22 protein-coding genes, 1 tRNA gene and 1 pseudogene are annotated in these 23,093 nt (G+C 69.4%); 6 read left to right on the forward strand and 18 right to left on the reverse strand.

Going from position 1 to position 23,093, the window contains the following annotated elements:
- Window positions 1-182: 182 nt before the first annotated feature.
- On the forward strand, window positions 183-680 hold the full coding sequence (locus tag J1M44_RS11935; protein ID WP_144825092.1) for a GNAT family N-acetyltransferase: 498 nt from the start codon (window positions 183-185) through the stop codon (window positions 678-680).
- Window positions 681-812: 132 nt separating this feature from the next.
- Here the strand turns inward: J1M44_RS11935 and J1M44_RS04160 are convergent, their stop codons facing one another.
- Window positions 813-1,481: a S41 family peptidase gene (locus J1M44_RS04160; protein WP_186309419.1), complete on the reverse strand. Its 669-nt coding sequence runs from the start codon at window positions 1,479-1,481 to the stop codon at window positions 813-815.
- A 952-nt stretch (window positions 1,482-2,433) separates the two neighbouring features.
- Here J1M44_RS04160 and J1M44_RS04165 point away from each other — a divergent pair.
- Window positions 2,434-3,075, forward strand: a complete 642-nt coding sequence (locus J1M44_RS04165; protein WP_206480624.1) for a hypothetical protein — start codon at window positions 2,434-2,436, stop codon at window positions 3,073-3,075.
- Between the two features lie 119 nt (window positions 3,076-3,194).
- On the opposite strand, the gene J1M44_RS04170 is transcribed toward J1M44_RS04165, so the two are convergent.
- From J1M44_RS04170 to J1M44_RS04230, 13 genes are all read right to left on the reverse strand, one after another.
- A complete protein-coding gene (locus J1M44_RS04170) occupies window positions 3,195-4,013 on the reverse strand; it encodes a hypothetical protein (RefSeq protein WP_144825089.1) in 819 nt (272 codons plus the stop codon).
- 653 nt (window positions 4,014-4,666) lie between these two features.
- The gene (locus J1M44_RS04175) at window positions 4,667-6,571 is read right to left on the reverse strand and encodes a TraM recognition domain-containing protein (protein WP_144825087.1); all 1,905 of its coding nucleotides are present in this window, start codon (window positions 6,569-6,571) and stop codon (window positions 4,667-4,669) included.
- Window positions 6,571-8,073, reverse strand: coding sequence for a conjugal transfer protein TraC (locus tag J1M44_RS04180; protein WP_144825086.1), 1,503 nt, complete (start codon window positions 8,071-8,073; stop codon window positions 6,571-6,573). Before J1M44_RS04180 ends, J1M44_RS04175 begins: the two co-directional genes overlap by 1 nt.
- Window positions 8,073-9,353, reverse strand: coding sequence for an SCO6880 family protein (locus J1M44_RS04185; protein ID WP_241252784.1), 1,281 nt, complete (start codon window positions 9,351-9,353; stop codon window positions 8,073-8,075). Before J1M44_RS04185 ends, J1M44_RS04180 begins: the two co-directional genes overlap by 1 nt.
- 309 nt (window positions 9,354-9,662) lie before the next feature.
- Entirely contained in the window at window positions 9,663-10,703 is a 1,041-nt protein-coding gene (locus tag J1M44_RS04190) for a hypothetical protein (protein WP_144825084.1), read from the reverse strand.
- Between the two features lie 32 nt (window positions 10,704-10,735).
- Window positions 10,736-11,041: a hypothetical protein gene (locus J1M44_RS04195; protein WP_144825083.1), complete on the reverse strand. Its 306-nt coding sequence runs from the start codon at window positions 11,039-11,041 to the stop codon at window positions 10,736-10,738.
- A gap of 183 nt (window positions 11,042-11,224) precedes the next feature.
- Complete coding sequence (locus J1M44_RS04200) at window positions 11,225-11,887, reverse strand: hypothetical protein (RefSeq protein ID WP_060774790.1); 663 nt, start codon at window positions 11,885-11,887, stop codon at window positions 11,225-11,227.
- 85 nt (window positions 11,888-11,972) lie between these two features.
- Window positions 11,973-12,272 carry a hypothetical protein gene (locus J1M44_RS04205; RefSeq protein WP_060774789.1) on the reverse strand — a complete coding sequence of 100 codons (300 nt, stop codon included), beginning with the start codon at window positions 12,270-12,272 and terminating at the stop codon, window positions 11,973-11,975.
- Entirely contained in the window at window positions 12,269-13,114 is an 846-nt protein-coding gene (locus tag J1M44_RS04210) for an RNA polymerase sigma factor (RefSeq protein WP_241252785.1), read from the reverse strand. Before J1M44_RS04210 ends, J1M44_RS04205 begins: the two co-directional genes overlap by 4 nt.
- Window positions 13,114-14,172: a helix-turn-helix domain-containing protein gene (locus tag J1M44_RS04215; RefSeq protein WP_206480626.1), complete on the reverse strand. Its 1,059-nt coding sequence runs from the start codon at window positions 14,170-14,172 to the stop codon at window positions 13,114-13,116. The genes J1M44_RS04210 and J1M44_RS04215 overlap by 1 nt, the downstream gene beginning before the upstream one ends.
- Window positions 14,169-15,302 carry a DUF2637 domain-containing protein gene (locus tag J1M44_RS11845; protein WP_144825082.1) on the reverse strand — a complete coding sequence of 378 codons (1,134 nt, stop codon included), beginning with the start codon at window positions 15,300-15,302 and terminating at the stop codon, window positions 14,169-14,171. The genes J1M44_RS04215 and J1M44_RS11845 overlap by 4 nt, the downstream gene beginning before the upstream one ends.
- Window positions 15,299-16,135: a helix-turn-helix domain-containing protein gene (locus J1M44_RS04225; RefSeq protein WP_144825081.1), complete on the reverse strand. Its 837-nt coding sequence runs from the start codon at window positions 16,133-16,135 to the stop codon at window positions 15,299-15,301. The genes J1M44_RS11845 and J1M44_RS04225 overlap by 4 nt, the downstream gene beginning before the upstream one ends.
- Window positions 16,132-16,374 carry a helix-turn-helix domain-containing protein gene (locus J1M44_RS04230; protein ID WP_078025801.1) on the reverse strand — a complete coding sequence of 81 codons (243 nt, stop codon included), beginning with the start codon at window positions 16,372-16,374 and terminating at the stop codon, window positions 16,132-16,134. Before J1M44_RS04230 ends, J1M44_RS04225 begins: the two co-directional genes overlap by 4 nt.
- Window positions 16,375-16,528: 154 nt before the next feature.
- Here J1M44_RS04230 and J1M44_RS12010 point away from each other — a divergent pair, with 154 nt between their 5' ends.
- Window positions 16,529-16,819, forward strand: coding sequence for a helix-turn-helix domain-containing protein (locus tag J1M44_RS12010; RefSeq protein WP_369109543.1), 291 nt, complete (start codon window positions 16,529-16,531; stop codon window positions 16,817-16,819).
- Here J1M44_RS12010 and J1M44_RS04240 read toward each other — a convergent pair.
- Window positions 16,781-16,852, reverse strand: a tRNA-Asn gene (locus tag J1M44_RS04240). The two genes, J1M44_RS12010 and J1M44_RS04240, sit on opposite strands and share 39 nt — an antisense overlap.
- A 207-nt stretch (window positions 16,853-17,059) precedes the next feature.
- Between J1M44_RS04240 and J1M44_RS04245 the strand changes: the two genes are divergently transcribed.
- A complete protein-coding gene (locus J1M44_RS04245) occupies window positions 17,060-17,731 on the forward strand; it encodes a PepSY domain-containing protein (RefSeq protein WP_241252786.1) in 672 nt (223 codons plus the stop codon).
- Window positions 17,732-17,801: 70 nt separating this feature from the next.
- Here J1M44_RS04245 and dnaG read toward each other — a convergent pair whose 3' ends face one another.
- The 3 genes from dnaG to J1M44_RS04260 form a co-directional block, all read right to left on the reverse strand.
- A complete protein-coding gene (gene dnaG / locus J1M44_RS04250) occupies window positions 17,802-19,712 on the reverse strand; it encodes a DNA primase (RefSeq protein WP_043282711.1) in 1,911 nt (636 codons plus the stop codon).
- Between the two features lie 30 nt (window positions 19,713-19,742).
- A complete protein-coding gene (locus J1M44_RS04255) occupies window positions 19,743-19,988 on the reverse strand; it encodes a hypothetical protein (protein WP_036334668.1) in 246 nt (81 codons plus the stop codon).
- Between the two features lie 62 nt (window positions 19,989-20,050).
- On the reverse strand, window positions 20,051-21,082 hold the full coding sequence (locus tag J1M44_RS04260) for an arsenic resistance protein (RefSeq protein WP_144825117.1): 1,032 nt from the start codon (window positions 21,080-21,082) through the stop codon (window positions 20,051-20,053).
- A 53-nt stretch (window positions 21,083-21,135) separates the two neighbouring features.
- On the opposite strand from J1M44_RS04260, the gene J1M44_RS04265 reads away from it, so the two are divergent.
- Both J1M44_RS04265 and J1M44_RS04270 read left to right on the forward strand, forming a co-directional pair.
- Window positions 21,136-22,719, forward strand: coding sequence for an anthranilate synthase component I family protein (locus J1M44_RS04265; RefSeq protein WP_144825118.1), 1,584 nt, complete (start codon window positions 21,136-21,138; stop codon window positions 22,717-22,719).
- 233 nt (window positions 22,720-22,952) lie between these two features.
- A pseudogene (locus J1M44_RS04270) lies at window positions 22,953-23,084 on the forward strand (integrase core domain-containing protein); the annotation flags it as partial.
- Between the last annotated feature and the right edge of the window lie 9 nt (window positions 23,085-23,093).

Here is a 23,093-nt window from a genome sequence, read left to right on the forward strand (position 1 = left end):
GCGTGTGCACGGCGAGATCGGGATGGTTCCTCCGGTCGAGTTCGAGGACGTCTACCATCATGAGAATCCCGTGCCGGCGCCTGCCGGGGCGGCACTTACGAGCCTCTAACAAACCCGGGGCGATTCAGTTCACTCTGTGACGGCATCACTGTGAGTAGCCAACCATCACGAGAGGAACCCCTGTGTCTACTGACCTGCTGACCCTTCACCTGCCGCCGACCCACTCCGCTGACCACGCCCCTGGAAGCCTCGAGCTCCGAGGACTGGACGCGGGGACGGCCGATGACCTGGCCCGGTGCTACCTCGCCGCCTACCCACAGGGCGTCGCCGCCTCCGACCTGGCCGAAGCGCGGGAGGAGATGGAGGCGACCTTCCGCGGCGACTACGGGGAGCTGCGCGCCGACGCGAGCGCCTCGGCGTGGGTGGACGGCCGCCAGGCCGGGGCGATCATGGTGGTCACCCACTCGATCTGGGACGCGGACCTCGCGGGGCCGTTCATCATTGACCTCTTCACCGATCCCGCCGCGCGCGGGAAGGGGGTCGGGCGCGCCCTGGTGCAGCACGCCGTCGACGTCTGCGCCGCCGCCGGCGACCCCGCCCTGAGTCTGCGCTTCGGCGAGGGCACCTCCGAGGCGGCCATGGGGATCTACCAGAAACTTGGATTCCAGCCCGTCGATTAGGCAGATTCGGTCGTTCACGGCGGAGCCGATTCGCGCTACTACGCTTGCCATTGGAGCGACCTGCCAGCGCACGCACAATCCCCTGCGTGACGGCTGGACCGCGCGCCGTGGGATGCGAGCGGGCCAGGGCGCTCAGGGGCAGCCGCGTTCCTGCAGCCAGATCCTCGCCGCCGCCTGAGCCGCGTCCGTGCCGCCGCCCCCATCCCTACGGATCGGCACGTCCGGGTCCACCGGGCGATCGCCCAGAACCTCGCCTCCACGGTCCACAAACTCCGCGACCGTCAAGGTGATACGACTGCCATCGGACAGCACGTGCGTCGCATTCCCGGACCCATACCCTGACGATGACTGCCCGAACGACCTTGCATTGGGCAACCCTCGGAAGGCGGCCAGCACCGCCTCCCCCGAGGACGACGTGGACCGGTCTTGAAGCACCGCAATCGGAGCGCCATCGCGTTGTGTCCGGGGCCCCACGCTGACGAACGTCATGCCCTCTGTGCCTGCCCCGTCCTCCTGCACGGTCACTGCCGTGTCCTCGCCAGCCCGATCTCGAAAGAACATCGCCGGCCCTTCCGGCAACAACGCGGAGACCCCCGAGAGCATCGGCCACATGTTCCCACCCAGGTTTCCCTGCACGTCCACCACCCACCCGCAGGTCGCGGGCGATGCGGCGTCGATTCCGTCCGCCAGGACCATCGCGTACTCGGACGCCTGGGGATCGTCACTGGCCACGGGCAGTGCTGGCAGGCTGAGGGTGCTGACGCCATCCGTCGTGGTGACGGTCGGCAACGTGACATTCATGCGGGGTGTCTCGGAAGCGCTGGAGGTCGACCTTTCACCCCTCTCGGCTGGGTCCGGGCCGGGAGTGAAGCTCGAATGCTTCCCTCCAGCCACCCCCGTGGCATAGCGCAGGACACTGTCGAGGTCTCGAGGTGAGCGCGCCGTCCTGGCGGTCTCCTGCACCTGGGCTCGGGCCTGCTCCCACCGCTCGCCGGAGGCATACAGCCCGGTATCAAGGACGTCGAGGGCCCGATCTGCGTACGCCAGGGTGTCTTGATCTCCACTTGACGATCCTCCACCAGGGGTCGGCGTCCCTGGTGGAGCGGACGACGACGTGGGTGGCGATCCATCCCCGTGGGAGGCCCCACACCCGGTCAGCAGTACCGCCAGCACCACGCCCATGCAGACGACTCGCGTCCTGGGCCGTCTGGTCCAAGCGATATTCATGTGGCCAGTGTCGCATCAGACGCACGCCGAGAGGCCCCTCGGCGAAAACTCCCGTGACGCATCTGTCCAGCCACTCTCCGTGTTCGGACTAAGGGCGCAAACGACCGTCTACGCCCACCCGGGACACTTCGTGGCTCGGGCAGAGATTCCATCGGGGCTTGATAGCACAGAAAGCAATTTATAGTTTCGGACCGTGCTCGTAATTGTCGTCAACCTCGGCTCATCTCCCAGCCCCAGAAGGCCAGCCACACATCCATACCGAGTCTCTACACCCAACCCCTCCGCTCCCGATTGGGCCTTGAGGCCGAGGGATACCTCTGTCAAACTTGGGCGCCGAAGCCATCGACACGACCAGCGCTGGCCAGGGAGGGAGCACGCGCCCGTTGCCCACACATACCCGTCGACCGAGCACAAATCGAGCATCCATGGTATGGGCCTAATGCGGGGTTTAAGTTTGGACACTAATCGGAACTGCGGCCGTTGCGCCCCTTTTTTCTACCCGTAGAGCATAGATAAGGATTGGATCATGGACCCTGCTGGGATCGCTATTGCATCAGCTGCGATTGGTGCGGGCGGTGCGATCGCGACACAGATAATTGCTGCAATCTTCACCCGCGCCCAGTCGAAGGCGGACATAAAGCAGCGCAGTGATCAATTCAATGAGCAAGTGAGCCTCGAAAAATCCACGCGCATATACAATGCCCGACAGGATGCCTACTTTGCGTTCATGCGCTCACTGGACGCGTACATTGAATCAATCCAGGCAATATTTCGCGGCGAGCAGGAGAACGAGGCGCTGCCCACTATTCCCGGGGACTTTAGTGAGCTATTCAAGGAAGTTCAAGGAAACTGGTCCGACGTTAGACTCGTCGGCTCCGTTGACGTGATCCGTGTGGGGGACCTCGCATTCGCCTCGACAGCAGCCACCGCGCTGTCAGTTTTAAGAGTTGACCTGTTCCCACGCAAGAAGGTGGCCGAAAATATCCAATCAACCGTTCGCCACAGGCACCTTCTTGTCGAATGCATGCGTGCCGACCTTCGGGGAGAAAACTGGGACAGGGAAAGAGAAACATCACGTGTTACTAAGACCACTGACTCGCCCTCGCACGATCGCCTTGACCGCCTCCGTGACATACCAGAGGATTGGAACCCGACGCCCAGGCGGTAACGACTGGAGGTCGCAATTCTTATATCGCTAAGCGAATACTGTTGAGCTCGCCCCCGCCTTTTTTGTGAATATGCATTTAACCAGCAGTATGTCAAATATACTTCACTCCTACTGGCCACTCAAAGTCGTTCAGTATCACCTCTCCCCCAGATCGTCCCGTCTTTAGAAGTTTGCCATTCGACTGTCAATTCCGGTTCCCTCTCGGATACATATAGGCGCACTGAAGGAGAGCTCGGGGTTGAGGAGGAGACCTCAACCGCAGCACCCACATCCGTTCCCCCGTGCATCTGCGCGAGGCCCACCGGGTTTGAAATGGCGACTTGTTGACCGCCACTATTGAGGAGCCGAGCTCGTACGTACTGCACCCCCATCACGGGTCGCTCCAGGGTAGTTACTTCTTGTGTGGTTCTTGCCCAGGCCGTGAAGTCATCCTCGTCGTAGCCCAGCGTGAACGCCGGCCGATCCCCGTACCCCTCGGGCTCCTTGTGGACGCCGCTCTTCGCGCACCCGGTCTCGTCTACCATGCGCCGCAGCCGGCCGGTGAGCATTTCCACATGGGGGTGCCACATCATCATCGGACCCAAACCTGGCGCCTGTTCCTCCCAGACCTTGTACTCCATGCACATCGCCGCATACAGCTCGGCGGTCAGGTCCGAGTGCTTGTACCAGCAGGGTGGCACTACCGAGGTCACCAGCCGGTACTCGGCCACGAACCAGTCCACCCAGCGGCGCAACGTGTTCCACGCCTCCCACTGGTGCTCGGCCTCGATCTCCCGCCACCGCGTGCCCATCCACACCGGCGGGCCCTCGCCCGCGAGTTCCGCGGCGACCTCCGGGTCGACGTAGGGCAGCGGAGTCCCCGTCTGTTCGTCGTCATCGGCGGCCGCCGGCCCCTCCCAGTCCGTGGGATCCTCGTCTTCAACCCAGGGCGATGCCATCAGTTCCGTCCTTCCCTCTTGTACCGGCGCGCTGGCCCGCCCAACAGCCTCTCGAGCCGGGCGAACAGCTCCTCAACGGCCTCGCGCCCGCCTGCCCCGGTCGAGCGCATGTAGCGATGCGCCGCGTCCTCGCATGTCCCGCACAACCACACCCCAATTCCGCCGGCGGCACGGCACTCGGCGCGGTCCAGGTGCCGCCCATCGGTGCAGTGCCACCTCGTCGAGACGGGCCGCTGGCAGACATGGCACCGTGCATCCCCGTCCGTGCTCATGCCTGCCTCTGCCGGATCATCCTGGCCACGATCACGACCGTGGCCCGCCTGCGGTCCCATCCAAAGAACTCCCTCTTGCCGTCCATGATCTGATGCAACCGTTGATGGTGGTCCCGGCACAACGGCATCAGGTCGTTGTGCGCTTCACGGGCCTGCCACCGGCCCTCCACATCCTGGCCCACGCCCTTGTACGAGACGTGGTGTAGGTCCAGGGTCCCGGCCTGGGTCAGCGTGATCCCGCAGACCTGGCAGGCCGGCTCTTGACCGGCCTGCCGGCAGTCCGCGAACCACCGCACCCGCCTGTACCCCCACGCCTGGGACCGCAGGTACCGCTTGTACTCGGCCGAGCCCGTGCGTTGCAGCCCGAACCTGCCCACGCCCTCACCGCACCGGGATCGCCGGGGCCGTCTCCGGCACCGGATCCAAAGCCGCCACGGAGTCCTCGGCCCGGTCCGCGTCGGTCGGTGTCGAGGGAGCCGGGTCCTTGGACTCCAGCTCGGCCAGCAGCGCCTTCGAGTACCGACCCGCGGCCTCCTTGATCTGCTTGCCATCCTTGCGGTCCCACCAACGGGTCATCCGCATCAGGATCGGCCGGCCGTTGCGATTCAGCAGGACCCCCCACCCGAACGGCAGCCGACGCAGCTCCGCGACCGAGACCACCTCGGTGTCGTGGATCTGCTCGGAGACCGAGGTGTGGTCCTTGCCCCGAGACTTCGAGGTCCGCATGATCTTGCGCTGACCGGCCAGCTTGGCGAACTGCTCCAGGTCGGCCACGTTCGAGGCACCCCCGAGCTGAACCTTCACCGTGGCCGCGTCGAACAGCGCCTGCGCCTGCTGCTCGCCCCACTCGTTGCGAGCCTGAGCCATCGACTGGAACACCGCGAACGGAGAGATGCCCACACCGCCGCCGTCCGCCATGAGCTGGGTCAGCCCCGGCCAGGCACCGGAGATGTTCGCAATCTCATCGAGCACCAGCGACAGCGGCGGGTCCAGCCGGTTCCCGGGCGACTTCGCCGCCAGCTCACGGGCACGCTCGGTGATGGCGTCCATCATCGCGATCAGGAACGGCCCCGCCGACGAGCCACCGGTCTTGGTGCCCACGATGTAGAGCGTCCCGCACTCGGTGAGGAACTTGTCGATGTCCAGGGTCTCCTCGAACCGGTTGGGTCGCAGCACGTCGCGGACCTCGGGCACCGACAGCCCCTTGACCGCACCCTCCACGCCGAACCACTTGGACTGGAGCAGCTTCGGGTCGCCCTCGATGATGCCCTTGAGCACCAGGTTCCAGTTCAGCGCCGCCTTGGGATGCTCGGTGAGGATCTTCACGGCCTCCTTGGCCTCGGCCGGGTTGTTGCCCCACCGCATCAGATCATCCACGGTGCGCTCACCCAGCGCCGCGGCGTGCAGCAGGCACTCCATGATCGTGATCGCCGGCGCCTGCCACTCCGCGTTCGAGCTGGAGGACCCCAGGCCGGAGGCACCGATCAGCGACGCCGCCCGCTGATTCGCCACACGCGGCTCATCACAGCCCGTGATCGGGGACCACTTCAGCGTGGAGGGCTGACCGGTCAGCCCCTGCGGGTCGAACAGGGCCACCGGCCCCTTCTTCTTGCGCAGCTCGGCCGTGGCCCCCAGGTTGTCCGCACGAGAGCTGGTCGTGATGACCGGGCCGGGTGCGTCGAGAATCGCACCGATCAGCAGGTGCACGCCCTTGCCCGAGCGCGGCGGGCCGATCAGCACCACCGACTCCTCGTAGGACGCGAACACGTCCACGCCCTCGGCCTTGCCCAGACGCATGGCCCCGTCCGTGATGGCCGGCTTCTTGATCGAGGGCCGCACCTTCTTCACCCGGGACAGCACCGACTTGCGGCCCACCGTCTTGGTGATCTCCGCAGACCGGGCCAGGCCCTCGCGCTCGCGCAACTCCTTGATGAACTTCTCGTCCGACTGCTGGTACCGGCTCCACGCCGTCACCGCCACACCGATCAGCACGAGGGCCAGCACCCCCAGACCGATCAGCCAGCCGATGACCCCGCCGGTGGTCGCCGTGCACCCCTGGACGGTGGCCCCGAACGCGGCCGGGTCGTGCTCGCCCACGAGGAAGCCCAACGGCGCGAACAGCGAGTCCGGCTTCGTCGGTGCCCCACAGTGGATACGCCCGGCCAGGAACCCGGCCAGCAGGTACGCCCCGTAGAGCAGCACCACCGGACCAATGAGCCAGATCAGCGCCGTCTCGGCCGGGTTGTCCCCCTCGAGGACCGCGTTGTTGCCACGTTCACGTCGCATCAGGCCACCGCCTCCTTCGCCTTGTCCATGCGCTCATCCGTGTCGAACAGCGGCAGCTCGGCCCGCGTGAGCACGTTCTGCACCTCGAACGAGGAATCCCCCAGCCGCCACAGGCCCGTGCCCTTGGGCAGGGACCGCACCAGGGACCGCTCCCGGTCGGACAGTTCCATCTCCGACGTCGTGATCTTCAGCGCGGACCGGTCCTGCCGGTAGATCACCTTCACGTCCGCGTCGGCCAGCAGGGACCGGGCCATCGCGGCCATCTTCGAGCTCTGATCACCAGCCATGTCCAGGTCAGCGATCTTGTGCAGCACGAGCACGTTGAAGATGCCGTACGCGCGGCTGAGCTTCCACTGCTCGACCATGCGCCGCAGGTCGGCCTCGGAGCTGATGTTGTCCCAGCCCTCCTCGTAGACCACGATCCGCTGCCCGCCGTCGCGCGTGGTGACCATCGCTTCGGTCCACGCGCCCGCGCACGCGTTGACCACGCGCACCGCCTCCGGGGAGGCACCCAGCAACGCGGACGTGTCGATGCTCGTCGCGCACGCCTGATCGTCCAGGACCACCGTGGTCTCCCCGTCGAACATGCCGGCCAGGTCACCGGAGGACACGCGACCCAACGTCATCATCGTCACCGACGCGGCCTCCGCCTTCATCGCGTCCGCGTCCGCGCGGGCCGCATCCAGCGCCCGGATCACGTCCGGGATGATCGGCGGACGTCCCTCGGCGTCCGCGACCGCCACGGCCGCGTCCAGGCCCGCCGAGAGCACGTGGTGCTCGGGCGAGGTCATCTCCCGGTCGGTGAGGATCTTCACCAGGGCCACCAAGATGGACATGCGCCGGGTCCGCACCATCGAGGCCCACGCCCGATCCGTCATCGGCTCACCCTGCACGTCCGTCGAAGGCCGGGTGCCCGGGTCCAGCGGGTTCAAGCGCGTGTCCAGGCCAGGGCCGACCTGGATCACCGATCCACCCAGGCCCTTAACCACGCGGGTCCACTCGCCCTTCTTGTCCGAGGCCACCGAGAGCTTGCGCCCGGCCAGCACCTGCCGCACCGCCAGCGACTTGGCCAGCGACGACTTCCCGGTGCCGACCTGACCGAACAGCATCATCGACATGCCCGAGATGATCCCGGCCTCGTAGAGCGCCCACGGGTCGAAGCAGAACGCGCCGCCACCGTGCATGTCCTTGCCGATCATCAGCCCACGCGCACCCAGACCGGGGCCGGCCACGAACGGGTACGCGGTCGAGGCCGTGTGCGTCGTCGTGCGGACCGGCCGCGGAGCCAGCGTGCGCAGCCCCCGCAGCTGCCGCGCCCCGCGCGGTCCGGCCTTGCCCCACTGCGGCTGAGGGAACCGCACCTCCTTAGCCTGCGCGGCCATCGCCCTCCGCAGCGCCCGCTGGCCTCGCTCCAGCTCCCGGGCCGCACGCTTGGCCTCTCGGGCCTCGTCCTTGCCCGGTTCGATGATCTGGAACAGATCGACCTTCGGTTCTTCACGCATCAGAGCTTCATCCTTCCGAACGGCAGGGCACCGGCCACGAACGCCGCGTCCTGCTCCATCCACACCGGGCGCAGCTCGCACCCGGCCGTGATCCCGGAGGCCACGACCTCCGCCGCCGCGGACTCCAGCTCGGACCGCGAGGACCCGGTCACCGTGACCAGCACGACGACCTCCACGCCCGTGTGCCGACGCCGCAGCTCGGCCTCCTCGCGCTCGACGTCCTCCAGGGACTGGTCATGTTCCAACGAACCGATGCGACCGAGCTTGCTCATCAGCCGCGAGTTCGTGTGCCAGTCCGTCTTGCGCCGCTGCACGGACCGCACCGCAGCCCCACGCTCCACCGGTGCCAGGAACACCGAGACCGTGTGCCGGAAGTCCCCGGCGAACACCAGCTCGTCCAGGAACCCCAGCCGGGCCAGGTTCTGCGGCAGCTCGGAGACCTTGTAGGTGCGGTGGTAGTTCCCGTCCGTGACCATGTGGCCCGCATGGACCTCCACAGCCATCGGTCCCGCGCTCGAGGGCGCGGTGCCCGCCGTCTGCCCGTCCGCCCTCATGGTCGAGATCATCACCGAGGCGTCCGGGTCGAACGCCGACCGCGAGAGGCCGGCCAGCGTGCGCGGGGAGTGCCAGGCGGTCACCTGGGTCCCCGAGCGCGGCAGCGTGCTCTCCACCGTCGTCATCACCTTGAGCGTGTGCTCCATGAGCGCCGGGGTGCCCCCGCCGAGCGCCTTGATCTGCGAGCTGATCTTCGACGGGGAGACCACCAGCGTCAGCCACTGCTCGTGCACCGGCATCGACTGGGCCTCCTTCATCAGCTCACGGAACGCCTGGTCCAGGAACGGGTCGATGCTTGCCCCTGACCGGCCTGCGCCCTCCTGCTTGGACTCGTAGAAGTCCTCCACGGCCGCACCGGAGATGAGCGTCGTCTGATCCGAAGCCTGAATCCGCACCACACCCGGCAGACGCGACAGCGCCGCCAGCGACGCTCCCCACGACAGAGACCGTTCCTCCTGAGCGTCGAAGGACTCCAGATCAAAGCCCCGCGTCGTCATGACCTTCGCGCAGACCACCGCTTCCCGGGCGCGCGGGTCCCAGACGAACCCGGCCCCGTTGGGCATCGCGTAGACCATCAGCTCTCCGGCCACACCCGGCAGCCGGAACCGTGCCGGCTCACCCGGCTTGATCCGCCCCTTCGCATCACGCTGGGCCTGCGGCCCTGCCTCGCTCACAGGGGCCTGCGGCTCGCCGTCCACCAGCTCCAGCACGTGTGCCGGGGCCATCCCCTGGCGGTACTCCAGCTGCTCCGTGGCCCCCCCGCCGCAGGTACTGCGCCGCCACCCACACCCAGCCAGGCAGGGACCGGCCACGGAACCGGGTCGCGCCGAACGCGCCGATCACGGCCATCAGCCCGATACCCACGAACATGGCCGGCCCGCCCCGCAGGATGAACGCCATGCCGATCAGCACGCCGGCCAGAACCACGATCACCTGCTCCAGGGTCAGCCCCAGGATCAGTCCCTGAGTCCGTTCCTGGGGGAACCGGACGTCGTCGTACTCCGAGTCCATCGACTCCTGAATCATCGTTGCCATCAGCGGCCTCCTCGCATCACCATCGCCCCGGCACGCTGGCGCATCCGGCCAGCCCGCGCCGAAACGCCCCGCATCGAATTCATTGCTCCACGCCCGGCCCGGCTCGCGGCCATCACGCCCGCCTGTTCAGCCTGCCCGGCACCGCCGCCCAGCCACGCGGTGACCGCAAGCATGAAGATCGGCATGGCCGCAGCCACGAACACCAGCACCATGCCAGCCACGGTCTGCACCCAATCCGTGGACAATGCCGCCATCGCCATGCCCAGCCGCACGACGGCGGCTGCGATCGGCCCGGCCATGATCAGCCCCAGCATCATCGACAGCCACCGCCCCGCCAGCGCCTTGGCCGGCTCCAGGGCCAGCGAGAAGATCGCCGGGGCCGCGAACGAGGCCAAGATCAGAATCAGCACCAGACGGAAGATCATCATCGCCATCAGCACGAAGCAGGCGAAGAAGATCACCAGCGCGATGATCCACGCGACCAGGATCATCCCGTTCTCCGCGTTCTCACTGGCCATCTCCCACTGCGCGAAGTTCTCATCCAGCAAGATCTCGTCGTTGGCGGCGTCGTAGGTCAGACCGAACAGTCCCAGCACGCCGGCCACCGTCTCGTCCTCGCCATCGGTGCCACCGGAACCGACCCGCAAGATCCACAAGGTCAGCTGCTGGGTCGCCCCCATCGCCATCCACACCAGCCCGACCACCACGTAGGTCGCCGGGATGCTAAACACCGCCGCCAGGAACGCACGCACCATGCCGGCCGTAGACCCGCGCACCGCCGACAGCACGACCTGCACGGCCACGAAGATCACCAGCAGCGGGATCATCGCCACCACGATGATGTTCAGCATCCCCGGGTGGTCGATCACCGTGCTCTCGCCACCGGCCACCGTGGTGGTGACCTGACCGCCGACGACCGTGACCCACCACTCCGGGGTCAGCGCACCCACGGAGAAAGCCTGCTCGATCAGCCCGGCAGCGGCCTTCGCCAGCCCCAGGATCGAACCCCGCATGAACTCCTCGAAGTCCTTTTCCCACATCGTTCTCTCCCTCCGTGAGTGCGCTCAGGACCTCAGAACAGCGGCAGGCCCGCGCCCCAACCGATCAGGCCCGCGGCACCGGCGATCAAAGCCGCAGCCACGATGCCCCAGACCACGAAGCCGATACCCACGTCCTGCGTGCGGCCGCTCGAGGCGAGCTTGCCGAAGATCCAGACCAGCACGCCGATGCCGACGGCGACGATCAGGAGGACCAGGAAGGTGCCCAACGCCAGGCCCGTGACGTTCTGGATGGTGGGCATCCACGGCCCGTCGAAGCGCGGTGCGATGTCCGGGACACCGGCAGCCACCGTGGTGGCCGCGTGAATCAGATTGCTCATCAGAGGTCCTCCCGTAGGGATGTGATGTGACGACGGCCCGGATGTCTTCCGGCCCGCGCGGGCACCTCCCGCCCGCTGCCAGATGTACGACGCGCCGCACCGCCACGCATGTCACCTGTCCCGCACACGAGAAAGCCCCCACCCACTGCATCCGCAGCAGGTGGGGGCAACTCCCAGATCAGATCAAGAGCAGTTCTGACCCCGCGTCAGCGTCAGGGTCCGCCCGGTCTGAGCACCGTTGGTCAGCGACTGACGCGCCACGTGCACCTCGACCGGCGAGCACTCGGCCGTGGCCTCGTTCTGCGCCGAGCAGTCCGGCTCACCCGACCCGTTCACCTCGCCCGTGGCGTACCACTTCACCGATGTGACGACCGTGTACGAGGATTCCGTGCCGGTAGGCTCCTTGCCCCACTCGTACCCGTCCAGGGCGGGCTGTCCACCGAGCAACGTACTGATCACACGCTCACGCTCTGCCCGATCCGGGGACGGCTCCTCCTTGTCGAAGTCCCGCACCGCCTGCCGGTTGCAGGTCTGCTTCGGGGCGTTCTTCTCGATCGCGACCGACTGTGGCCTGGCCCCGGCGGGCATCAGCTCGCTCGTACCCAGCCCAGCCCCCCAGCTCGCGCCGGCCGTGCCAGCGCCCAGCACCGTCGCCCCCACCGCCGCCAACGCGACCATCGTCCACCCCTTCCGCATCCCGCCAGGCGAGAACAAGGCCCTGCCCCACACCGCCAGCACCACGCCAGCCCCCACCGCCAGGATCAGCACGACCAGCGCCGTCCCAACCACCCATCCACTGATCTGTGACCACCCCGACAGCCCGTCCGGGTTGATTCCGTTCAACATGTCCGACTCCTCGTCGCTCGTCTGCCCCGTCTTGCTTCGTTGCCGCGTCTCGTCCTGGGTTCGCGGTCGCCACCGCGAAGGTCTGTCAGCGCGCCATCGCCTGCACCACCACCAGCACCCACACCACGAGCACCGCCAGCGCCACGGCCGCGATCACCCACCGACCCCGCGCCGAGTCCCACGCGTCCGGTACCCGCTCCTGCCACGACGTCGGCAGCGGCGCGTCCACGGACTCCGCCACCCACCGCCGCCCGGCCTCGCCTGCGCGCTGGCGCAGCCGCCGCACGGACGCGAACAGCCCCCGGTCCTGCTCTACGTAGACCACGCGCGGCTCCTGACCCTCCGGCACGTCATGGCTCTGCTCGAACTCCGTCTGCTCGCTCACTTCTCTGCCCTCTCGTTTCGGATCACCGTTGTCGCCACCCTCAGCAGGTGCCGTGTCTCGGCCAGGTACTGCCGACTCGTGGAGTGGCTGAACCCGGTGGCCTGCATGACGTCCTCGACCGTGACCGCTTCCATCCGGCCCCCCGCCTGCGCGCATGCCAACGCGACCTGCCGCGCCCAGTCCCCCGCGTCCCCGTCGTCGGGAAGGCAGCTGATCAGCACACGCATCGTCACCGCCTGCCCCGAACGGGCCACCTCCTGCGCCGCCCGGACCACCCGGGCACAGCGCACCAGCTCACGCCGGGCCTGACGCAGTGCGGTCACCGAGACGCCCATCGCCTCCGATGCCGCCACGACGTCATCCCCGAACGCCAGCACCACGGCCAGGGCACGGGCCGTCATCTCCGAGGACTCCATGACCGACTCGACCACCCGCATCACCTCCGCGACTTCCCGGTGTGCAGCCAGCGCTTCAACCACAGCCTCGGCCGGGTCCTCCATGACCGTCGACACCGCGGTCTTCTCCCGCGCCACCGCGGAAGCCTCCAGCGCCTCCTGGCCCGCCCGCGACCGACCGACCGCCCGCAGATGATCCACCGCCCGGTTCCGGGCGATGGTGCCGACCCAGGTCCGCAGGGAACCCCGGTCCGGATCGAACCGCTCCCGGGAGTGCCACGCGGACTCCCACGTGCTCTGGAGAACGTCCTCCACGACATCGCCGTTGCCCGAGGGTCCGAGTACGGCCACCACCGTGCCTCGCACCGAGGCCACCGCTTCCGCCAGCTCGTCACCGGTCACCAGCACCATCCCCGCCGGAGCCACCCGGTCCGCCTGCCCGGCCATCAGTCCACCGCCTCCACCAACGCCCGTGGCATCGCCCGACGCTCCAGCCGGCAGTGCGGGCAGTCCGCAAGCACGGCCTGCCCGTACGCCGGGACGTGCACGTCCGGGTCCTGGCACGGCTCACCGGTCCGCAGCTCACGCACCTGCCCCGAAGCAGCCGGAGCCTGAGTCACGGCGACCGGCCGGGGCCGGGTCACCGCGACCAACTCCTCGAACTCCGAGGCCAAGGACCGCGCCACGAAGGCCGTGGGCTTGCGCACCGGCCCCGAGGCCCGCGCCAAGACCACGTCCACGATGGACCGCAGCTGCCCGTCTCCGAGGTCCGCAGCCGCCGGCACCCGCTGAACCAAGTCCGCCAGGACCACACCCCGATGGACCAGCCCCACGCCTTCCCCACCGTCGATGACCTGATCGGTCCGTCGTCCGTCGTCCGTCGTCGTCTCCGCGCGCACTGCACCGGACTGACGGACTGACGGACGGACAGATGAGGGTTCTTGAGGGTTAGTCCGCGCGCGATCCTTATAGTCGGCAAAGTCGCGATTGTCGGGTGAGTCCGCCGAAATTATCGGGTGAGTCGACTCACCCGACAGGTTGTCGGGTCGCGTGTTCATGCGGGTCTCGGATTTACCCGACAGATTGTCGGGTCGCGTGTTCATGCGGGTCTCGGATTTACCCGACAGATTGTCGGGTCGCGTGTTCATGCGGGTCTCGGATTTACCCGACAGATTGTCGGGTCGCGTGTTCATGCGGGTCTCGGCGTCTTGGACAAGGCCGTTCAGGGCCTCTTCGCGGAGGTAGTACCTCAAGCCGACCCGCCCGCGCCCGTCCCCGTACCGAGACTCGGTGTCCACCAGGCCCAGGTCTCGCAGCCGCGCGATGTGCCGCTCCACCGAACGCACCGTCTGGGCCGACCGCCGGGCCAGCAACTCCTGGCTCGGGTGGCACGACCACGCCTCGTCCGCATGGTCACCCAGCAGCAAAAGCACGAACGCCTGGCCGGTGTTGAGCTGGCCCGTCTCCGCGACTTTCTGCGCCCACTTCATCGCTTCGATGCTCATGCCTGCTCCTCCTCGGTCCCGAACGCCTCGGCGTGCGTCTCACGGGCATCGGCCAAGCGGCGACGCCCGGTGCGCTCTGAGCACCCGAACTTCTCTGCGACCTCCGCCGCCGAGGGCACCTGGCCCTCCTGCGCACGGGCCACGATCCATGCGGTGATGTCCGCACCCGATGCCTTCTCCACCGTCTTCGTCTCTGCGACGACCGGCTCTGACGACGCCACGGTCTCGACGACCTCGACCACCTGGGCGAGCTGCGATTCCTCGACCACGGCCGGCTGAACCTCACGGGCCTCGCGTTCGGTCTCGAGTTTGGCCTGACGCTCCATCCGCTCCAGCTCCTGCCGGTGCCGAGCCTCGGCCACCTCGGCCTCCCGCTCGGCCTCGCGCCGCTGGGCCTCGATCTGTCGGCGGCTCGCCGCCAGTTGGGCCTCCAGCTCCGCGCGCTGCCGATCCAGCTCCGCCTGAGCCTTCAGCTGCTCTGCTTCCTCCGACACCTGCGATGCGCGCTCGGCCCGCCGCGAGTCCGGGTTCTCCACCGCGACCCGCGCCAGCTGATCCGTGGCCACGAACACCGCCACCGGAACCATCACTGCGATGAGCGCACCCACCACGGAATGCCACACGCTCGCGTTCTCAGCACTCCACGCATGCGCCCCGTTGGCGATCATCGACAGGCCCGTGAACGCCCCCAGCGCCCACCACGACGCCCGCGCGGACTCCCCTCGGGACTCGTGCACCAGTACGGAGCCTGCGTAGACCAGGATCGCCAGGTCGATGAAGACCGGCACTGCCCAATGCATGAACGGCGGCAACCCCAGCCACGCCGCGACCTCGTACAGCGCCGCGAACGAGATGGAGAACGCCACCAGCCCGGCCACAGCGGTCCCGGCCACCACGGCCCGGATGAACCGGCCATCGTTCGGGTTGACCCGGCGGGGAAGCGCCCGAATCCCACTGCCCGTGGGCCGCGTACCGGTGTTATCCTTCGAGTGCTCGACCGGCGTGTTCTTTGGAATGTGCACCGTCTCGGCTTGAGCGTTTTCGGAAGCCCCGACAGCCTGCACGCTGGCCGGGGCTTCCGCCCTTTTCGGCCCAGACGTTCGGGCCTCCCACATCTGCTGCGCGCTCATCGCGTGCCCTCCTCGATCTTCTTCAGCACCTCATCCAGGTCGTCCACCGCATCCCGCAGCGTCGACCGGATCTCCGCCTGGGACTGACCGTCCACATGGCCCACGGACCGGATCACGTGCGCCAGCGTCCGCACACACCGCACCGAGTCCCACACGACCCCGTGCAAGTCCTCGTCCTCGACCAGCGCCTTACCCGTCGCGGGCGACACCAGCGAGGCCACCGGGGTAGCCGCCTTGATCAGCGCTGGCACCGCGGCCGCACCCGACCCGTTGAACGCAGTCAGCACACGACGCGCGCGGCCCTTCTGTTCCTCGTCGTGCCGGACCAAGTCCAGCGGCTCGATCCCGAAGTCCTCGGCCGGCATGTCCAAGACCGCGTCAACGTCACTTTGACCACCTCGGACCCCCATGGAGGGCTCGAGGTTTCCAATGCGAGCGGGCCTCGTGGCCTCGTAGGTCTTCCCGTCGACCCCGACGACGGAGGCCGGTGCACGTCCAGGTGCGTCTTTTGACGCACCTGCGTGCTTAAGCTCCCGCCGCACCGTGGCCTCACTGATCTGTGTCGCGGACGCGATCGCCCGAGTACTCATCCCCACCTCACGGAGGGACAGCACGATGTCCTGTCGCTCTTCTAGCGGCGGCCGAAGATGCAAGTTGCCGAACTCCCGAGTCACGTACTCGTCCCAGCTCCGGTACCCCAGAACCTCCCAAGCCCGCCCCCGATACGCGGACCGGATCAGGTGGTACACGGACTCCAGGCCGGTCTTGATCTGGTCTGTGACTTCGCGCGCTGCCTCTGGGGTGTAGGCCAGCTGAAGTGAATAGCCGTTCATGCCTCGGCCAGCTGTTCATCTGCAGCATCGATGCCGGCTACCAACGTCGCGAACGGCACGCCCAGGACACGGGCGAGCTCCAGCAGCTCGCCTAGGCGGAATTCGACCTGCCCGGACATCCGCTTGGAAAGACCGTCCGGGGTGAGACCGGCCAGTGCCGCTGCGCGGGCCTGGGTCAGGTCTCGTCTGCTGATTTCGGCTGCCAGGTTCGACCTGACGCAACGGGTGTGATTGCTCATGGCCCACACTGTATGCGCTGTGCGCATATCTGCACAGCCCTCGGCTTGCGTTCATCGCAAATTTATTTCTCTAGCCTTGTGTGCCGTTCGCCTGCGCCATAGGGTCTTGCCCATGACGAGCTCGAACGATGAGAGCGGCTCAGATTTCAATTCGATGGTCGCCGCAGAGGTGCGCGCTTGGCTCGCCCGCTCCGGCAAACGCCAGGCAGACCTAGCAGCAGCGCTCGGCGTCTCACAGAGCGGCATCTCACACCGGCTTCGCGCGCGGGTGGCCTTTACGTTGGAGGAGCTGGCCACCATCGCGGAGGTCTTCGACATCACGCTCGCGGAACTGCTCGGCCCGGTCATCCTCCAGGCACGAAGAAGCCCCCGCACCGACATGGTCGGTGCAGGGGCCTCTGCTCGGCTCCCCCGGTTGGATTCGAACCAACAACCCTTCGATTAACAGTCGAATGCTCTGCCGTTGAGCTACGGGGGAATGTGCCGCGAACCGCCGGAGCCGTTCGGACAACGGATGGAACTTTACCAGAGCCACCCGCCCGCGCGCCACCCGGCCGCGGGGCGCCGTCGTCGTCCCGCCCACGCCCGGGGACCGGGGGCCCTTGCCAGGCACGGCTCCGGCGGGCCTACGGTGCGAGGACATCCCCAGAACCATCAGGAACGGGCCCGAAGGAGAGACGTGTCCATGACCATCACGACCCTCACGCGCAAGACCGCGCTGACCGGCACGGGCGCGCTGGTCGCGCTCGCCCTCGCGGCCTGCGGCACCACGGCCGACAACGGCGACGACGGCTCCGCCTCGCCGGAGGTCGACGCCCCCTCGGCGGTGGCGAAAACCCCCGCCACGGACGAGGCGTCGGGCTCGGCGTCGTCGGCATCGACGGAGTCCTCCGCCTCGGCCTCGTCGACGGCCGCCGCGGCCGGCAGCGGCTCGGCCACCGGCCCGGCCGACGACCCCGCCTACGCCGTGATCGACGCGGTCCTGGAGAAGGACGCCGGCGGCATCATCGTCGCGGTGGATGCCGACGACGATGACAGGACCTGGGAGGTCGACGTCGTGGTGGGCGAGGAGGTGAAGGAGCTGGACGTCACCGCCGACGGCGACATCACCGAGACCGACCGCGAGTCGGATCCCGAGGACGTCCAGAAGGCGAAGGAGGCCGAGGTCACCGCCCAGCAGGCCCTCGACACCGCCCGGGAGGGCCGTGATGGGGTGACCCTGGACGAGATGGACCTGGACGACGACAACGGCACCCTCCAGTGGGAGGTCGGGTTCGATCGCGAGGACGGCTCCGATGGCCCCGAGGTCGAGATCGACGCCACGTCGGGCGAGGTGCTCACGGTCGACGAGCACTGACCGCGAGCCGCCGTTTCCCGAACGACAACGCGCCTGGAGCCGCCGTTTCCCGAACGAAAACGGGTGGGGGTCAGTCGTCGGCGCGGAGGGCCCGGCGGCGCGCCTCCAGTTCCATGAGCTCGCTGTTGAGGCGGGTGAACTCGGCGGGGTCGCCCTCGGGGCCGAGCCGCTGCAGGCGCCCGAGCAGCTCCTCCTTGCGGTGCACGATCTGCAGGGCGAACAGGCGGTTCATGATGTCCCGGCAGTACCGGTCCACATCCTCGGGAGTGCGGGCGGGCAGGTCGCGGACGGCCAGCTCGGAGACGACGCCGGCCACCTCCTGGGGCACCGCGTCCCGCACGGCGTCCACCCAGCGCTGCGGCGTGGCCCCGGCCGAGCCGGCCACCTTCACGCCCTGGTGGACGGCGGCGTACTGCGGGACCGTGAAGCGGGCGGCGTACAGCGCGGTCCACTGCTCCGCAGAGAGCAGGGTGGGGTGCTGCAGCACCACCTCGAGGGACTCCCGCTCCCGGCGGGTGACGGGGTCGCGCGGGTCCACCGGCACCACGATCCGCGGCGCCGGGGCGGCGGCCTCTCCGTGGCGGCCCTGGGGCCCGACCGCCTGCCCGTCGCTCGCCGGGGTCGGCCGCGCCTCGGGCTCGGGCCCCCGCCGCGGTGCGCGCCCGGCCGCGGCCACGGCCCGGTGCACGGCGTTCGGGTCCAGGCCGAGCCAGCCGGCCAGCTCCCGCTCGTAGCCCGGGCGCAGGACGGCGTCCTTGATCCCCGCCACGATCGGCGCGGCGTGGCGCAGGGCGCCGGCGCGGCCCTCCACGGTGTTCAGGTCGTAGTCCTTGAGCCCGGCCCGGATCGCGAACTCGAAGAGCGGGCGCCGCGAGGCGATGAGCGCGCGCACCGCCTCGTCGCCCTTCTGCATGCGCAGGTCGCACGGGTCCATGCCGCTGGGCTCCACGGCCACGAACGTCTTGGCGAGGAACCGGTGGTCCTCGTCGAACGCCTTGAGGGCGGCCTTCTGCCCGGCCTCGTCGCCGTCGAAGGTGAAGATCACCTCGCCGCCCGTGCCGTCGTCGGAGATCAGGCGGCGGGCCACCTTGATGTGGTCCGCGCCGAACGCGGTGCCGCACGTGGCCACGGCCGTCCCGACGCCGGCCAGGTGGGCCGCCATCACGTCCGTGTAGCCCTCGACGAGCACCAGCTGGCGCTCCTTGGCGATCGTGCGCTTGGCCAGGTCGATGCCGTAGAGCACCTGGGACTTCTTGTAGAGCGGCGTCTCGGGGGTGTTCAGGTACTTGGGGCCGGGATCGTCGTCGTAGAGCTTGCGGGCGCCGAAGCCGATGGTCGCGCCGGTCATGTCCCGGATGGGCCAGAGCAGGCGGCCGCGGAACCGGTCGTACAGGCCGCGCTGCCCCTCGGACACCAGCCCGGAGGCGCGCAGCTCCTCGTCCCGGAAGCCGCGCTGCCGGAGGTGGTCCAGCAGATGCGACCACCCCTGCGGGGCGTACCCGAGGCCGAACTGCGCCGCGTGCTCCTGTGTGAACCCGCGCTGGGTGAGGAAGTCGCGGGCGGCCTGGGCCTCGGGCGAGCCGAGGGCCCGACGGAAGAACTCGTCCGCCACCTTGTTCGCCTCGAACAGGCGACGACGGCGCCCCGTCTCCGCCTTGTCCGGGCCGGTGCCGCCGTCCTCGTAGTGCAGCTCCACCCCCACCCGGGACGCCAGTCGCTCCACGGTCTCCATGAACGTGGTGTGCTCGAGCTCCATGAGGAAGCTGATGACGTCCCCGTGCGCGCCGCATCCGAAGCAGTGATAGGTGCCCACGCCGGGGCGGACGTGGAACGACGGCGTCCGCTCGTCGTGGAACGGGCACAGCCCCTTGAACGAGCCCACGCCCGCCGAGCGCAGGGTGACGAACTCCTCCACCACGGCCTTCAGGTCCGTGCGCTCGCGGACGAGGTCGATGTCCTTGCGCACGATCAGTCCAGCCATGCGGACCATTCTAGGGACGGGGCGGGGCGGTCAGCCCCGAGCGGAACCGGCCTCCGTGGACGGCTCGGTCTCCGCTGCGGCCTGTGCAGGACCGGTCCCCGCCGCGCGGGGCGCTTCGGTCCGCGCCGCGTCCGCTCCCTCGGACGCGGGGCGCCCGGTGGCGGGGTCGATGACGGGCAGTGCGCCGGTGGCCGCCTCGACCAGCGGATGGAACAGCGCGGCCGACGCCAGGCCGCCGTGACGGCGGCGCGCCGAGGACACGAACGAGAGGCTCATGTCGCCCACCATAGCCACCCGGGACCGTGATTCCGGTCACGGGAAGGCAACATTCTGGGCGGTCAGGTCACGGTTCGACCCTCGCCCGCCCCCGCGGACTGCCCGTGCAGCGGCAGCAGCCGGGGCACCAGCCGGACGAGGCTCACCATCGCCCCGAGCTCCACGAGCGTCTGCGTCACCACCACGAGCGGGGCCGGGTCCAGGCTCGCCGGCAGGGCCAACGCCAGCGGCAGCACGACCAGGGAGTTCCGCGTCACGCCCGAGAACACGAGCGCCCGTCCTGCGGGCACGTCGAGGCGCGCCCACCGCGCAGCCACCACGCCGAGGGCCACCATCACGACGGCGAACGCCACGAACAGGGGCACGACGGCGGCCAGCGCGGGCAGCCGCTCCCCCACCCCGCGGATCTGCGAGGCGACCACCGTGAACAGCGTGACGACCATGAGCGGGACCATCGCCGCCGTGAACCCGCGCACCACCCCGGCCGCCGTGTCCCGCACCCCACCGCGGCCGCGCACCGCACCCCACTGGAGCAGCGCCGCGAGCGCGAGCGGCACCAGGATCAGCATGACCAGGGCACGGACGAAGGGCCCGACGTCGACCGCGGCCACCACCGCCTCGCCGGCGACGACGCGCAGCAGCACGGGCAGCACGACCAGCTGGACGAGCATGAGCAGCGGAGCCGCCGCCAGCAGCCGCTCGGCCGCCCCGCCCGCGAGTGCGGTGAACGCGATGACGTAGTCCACGCACGGGGCCAGCAGCACGAGGAGCACGCCCACGAGCAGCGCGTCGTCGTGGGCCACGAACCGGCTCAGCCCGAACACCACCGCCGGCACCACCACGAAGTTCAGGACCAGCAGTGCCCCGAGGAACCGCCCGTCCCGCAGCCCCGCGCCCAGCGCGGCGAACGGCACCGCCAGGAACGTCGCCAGCAGGAGCAGCGCGAGGACCGGCTCGACGAGCACCGCCCACGCGTCGGCCCCGGGCACGGCCCATCCGACGACGGCGCCCGCGGCGATCCCCGCGAGGTACAGCGCCACCTGGTGGCGTTCGAGCGCGGCGACCAGGGCGCGGCGGGGCGGGGAAGAGGGCATGTCGCCAGCGTACGGAGCGATCCGGGCGGGGTCCGGCCCCTACGCTGGGGGCCATGCCCACCGCCCCCGCACCGCCCGAGGCCGCCGCCACCCCGCTGCACGTGGCCGTGCGCACGCTGGACGCCGCGGCGCTCGCGGCGGCCGGCCACACGGCGGCGAGCGCCGTGGCGGCGGTCTATGCGCACGCCGTCATGCGCGGGGCCGCGTCGTTCTGGCTGGACTCCGCTCTGCCGGACCCGGCCGAGGCGCGCTGGTCCGTGGCGGGCGACGGGCTGGACGTGCTCGGCGAGGAGCAGGGCCGTGTGCCCTCCCCCGGCCCGCGCCTGGTCCGGCACGACGACCCCGCCGATCCGGACCGCGCGTGGGCGGACCTCGCGGCCGCGGCCGCACCCCGGCCGGTGGTCGGCGGCGAGGGCCTGCCCCTGCGCGGCGGCCTGGTCGGCTGGCTCGGCTACGAACTCGGCCTGGCGGATCTGGGGGTGTCCCCGCCCTCACGTCGACCCGGGGACCCCGCGTCCCTGCCCGCGCAGTTCTGGGTGCGCCCGTCCCGCTACGTCGTCGCGGACCACGCGGCCGGGGTGCTGCACTGCTGCGTCGTCTCCCTCGACCCGACCGCCGCCGAGGCCGGGGCCGACCGCTGGGCGGCGGACGTGCGCCGCGCCCTCGCCGCGGCCCGCCGCGCTCTCGAGACGGCGGCGGGCGACGCCGTCGTGCCGCCCCCGGAGAACGCCGGCCCGGAACCCCGGGCCGACGAGGAGGCGCCGGGCACGTGGCGCGAGGACCGGGCGGCGTACGCCGAGCAGATCGCCCGCTGCCGCGCCGCGCTGCACGCCGGCGACTCCTACGAGCTGTGCCTGACCACCCGCTTCGACGCCGACCCCGGGCTGCGCGTGGACCCGCTGGTCCTCTTCCACGAGCTCGCCGCGCACCAGCCGGCCCCGTACGCGGCGCTGCTGGAGCACGGCACGGGCTCCCGCCGGTGGGCCGTGGTCTCCGCCTCCCCCGAGCGCTTCCTCTCCGGCCGGGACGGGCGGTACAGCACCAAGCCGATCAAGGGCACCGCCGCCCGACTGGCTGACCCGGCCGAGGACGCCGAGGCCGCCCACGCGCTCGCCGCCGACCCCAAGACGCGCGCCGAGAACCTCATGATCGTGGACCTGCTGCGCAACGACCTCTCCCGGGTGTGCGCGCCCGGCTCCGTGCAGGTGCCCTCCCTCATGGCGGTGGAGAGCTACGCGACCGTCCACCAGCTCGTCTCCACGGTCACGGGGACCGCGCGGGCCGGCGTCGACCCGGTGGACGTGGTGCGCTCCCTCTTCCCCGGCGGCTCGATGACCGGCGCGCCGAAGCGACGCAGCGTCGAGCTGCTGGCCGCGTGGGAGGCCTCCCCGCGCGGGGTCTACTCCGGGGCGCTGGGGATGCTGGGCGCGGAGGGGACGACGTCGTTGTCCGTCGTGATCCGCACGGCCGTGCTCGCCGGGGGCCGCTGGTCCGTGGGGGCCGGCGGGGCGATCGTCGCGGACTCGGACCCGGCCGCCGAGCACGACGAGGTCCTCCTCAAGGCCCGCGGCCTGCGCCGAGCCCTCGCCCGCGCCGCCGGCACGGGTCTGCCGACGACGGCGCCCGACGTCGCCTGACCCCACCCTGTGGTTCGGGGGCGATTTTCGGCGGTATTCCGACGGAATACCGCCGCACACCGCCCCCAAACGAGGGGGGCGCACCCACCCGTGCCGCCTGCCTAGGTGTTGTGGGTCATGAGGTTCTTGACACGAGGCACGGGCTGAGATGAGACGAGCGGGCTCCGCCCCGCAGGATGGGAATTGCGACATCCACTCATCCGCGGAAGGAAGCCCGCTCGTGACTCACGCTAGCTCGGCGTGAGGCCCTGCAGGTGTGGGTGAATCACTACAACTACCATCGGCCGCATACCTCCTGCGGAGAGGCTCCTCCGGCCTCGTTGGCCCCGGTGCGTGTCAACAACGTCATGCCCTCCTACACCTAGGCTGGGGAC

The organism is Micrococcus sp. KRD128, assembly GCF_017168395.1.
Taxonomy (GTDB): Bacteria; Actinomycetota; Actinomycetes; order Actinomycetales; family Micrococcaceae; genus Micrococcus; species Micrococcus luteus.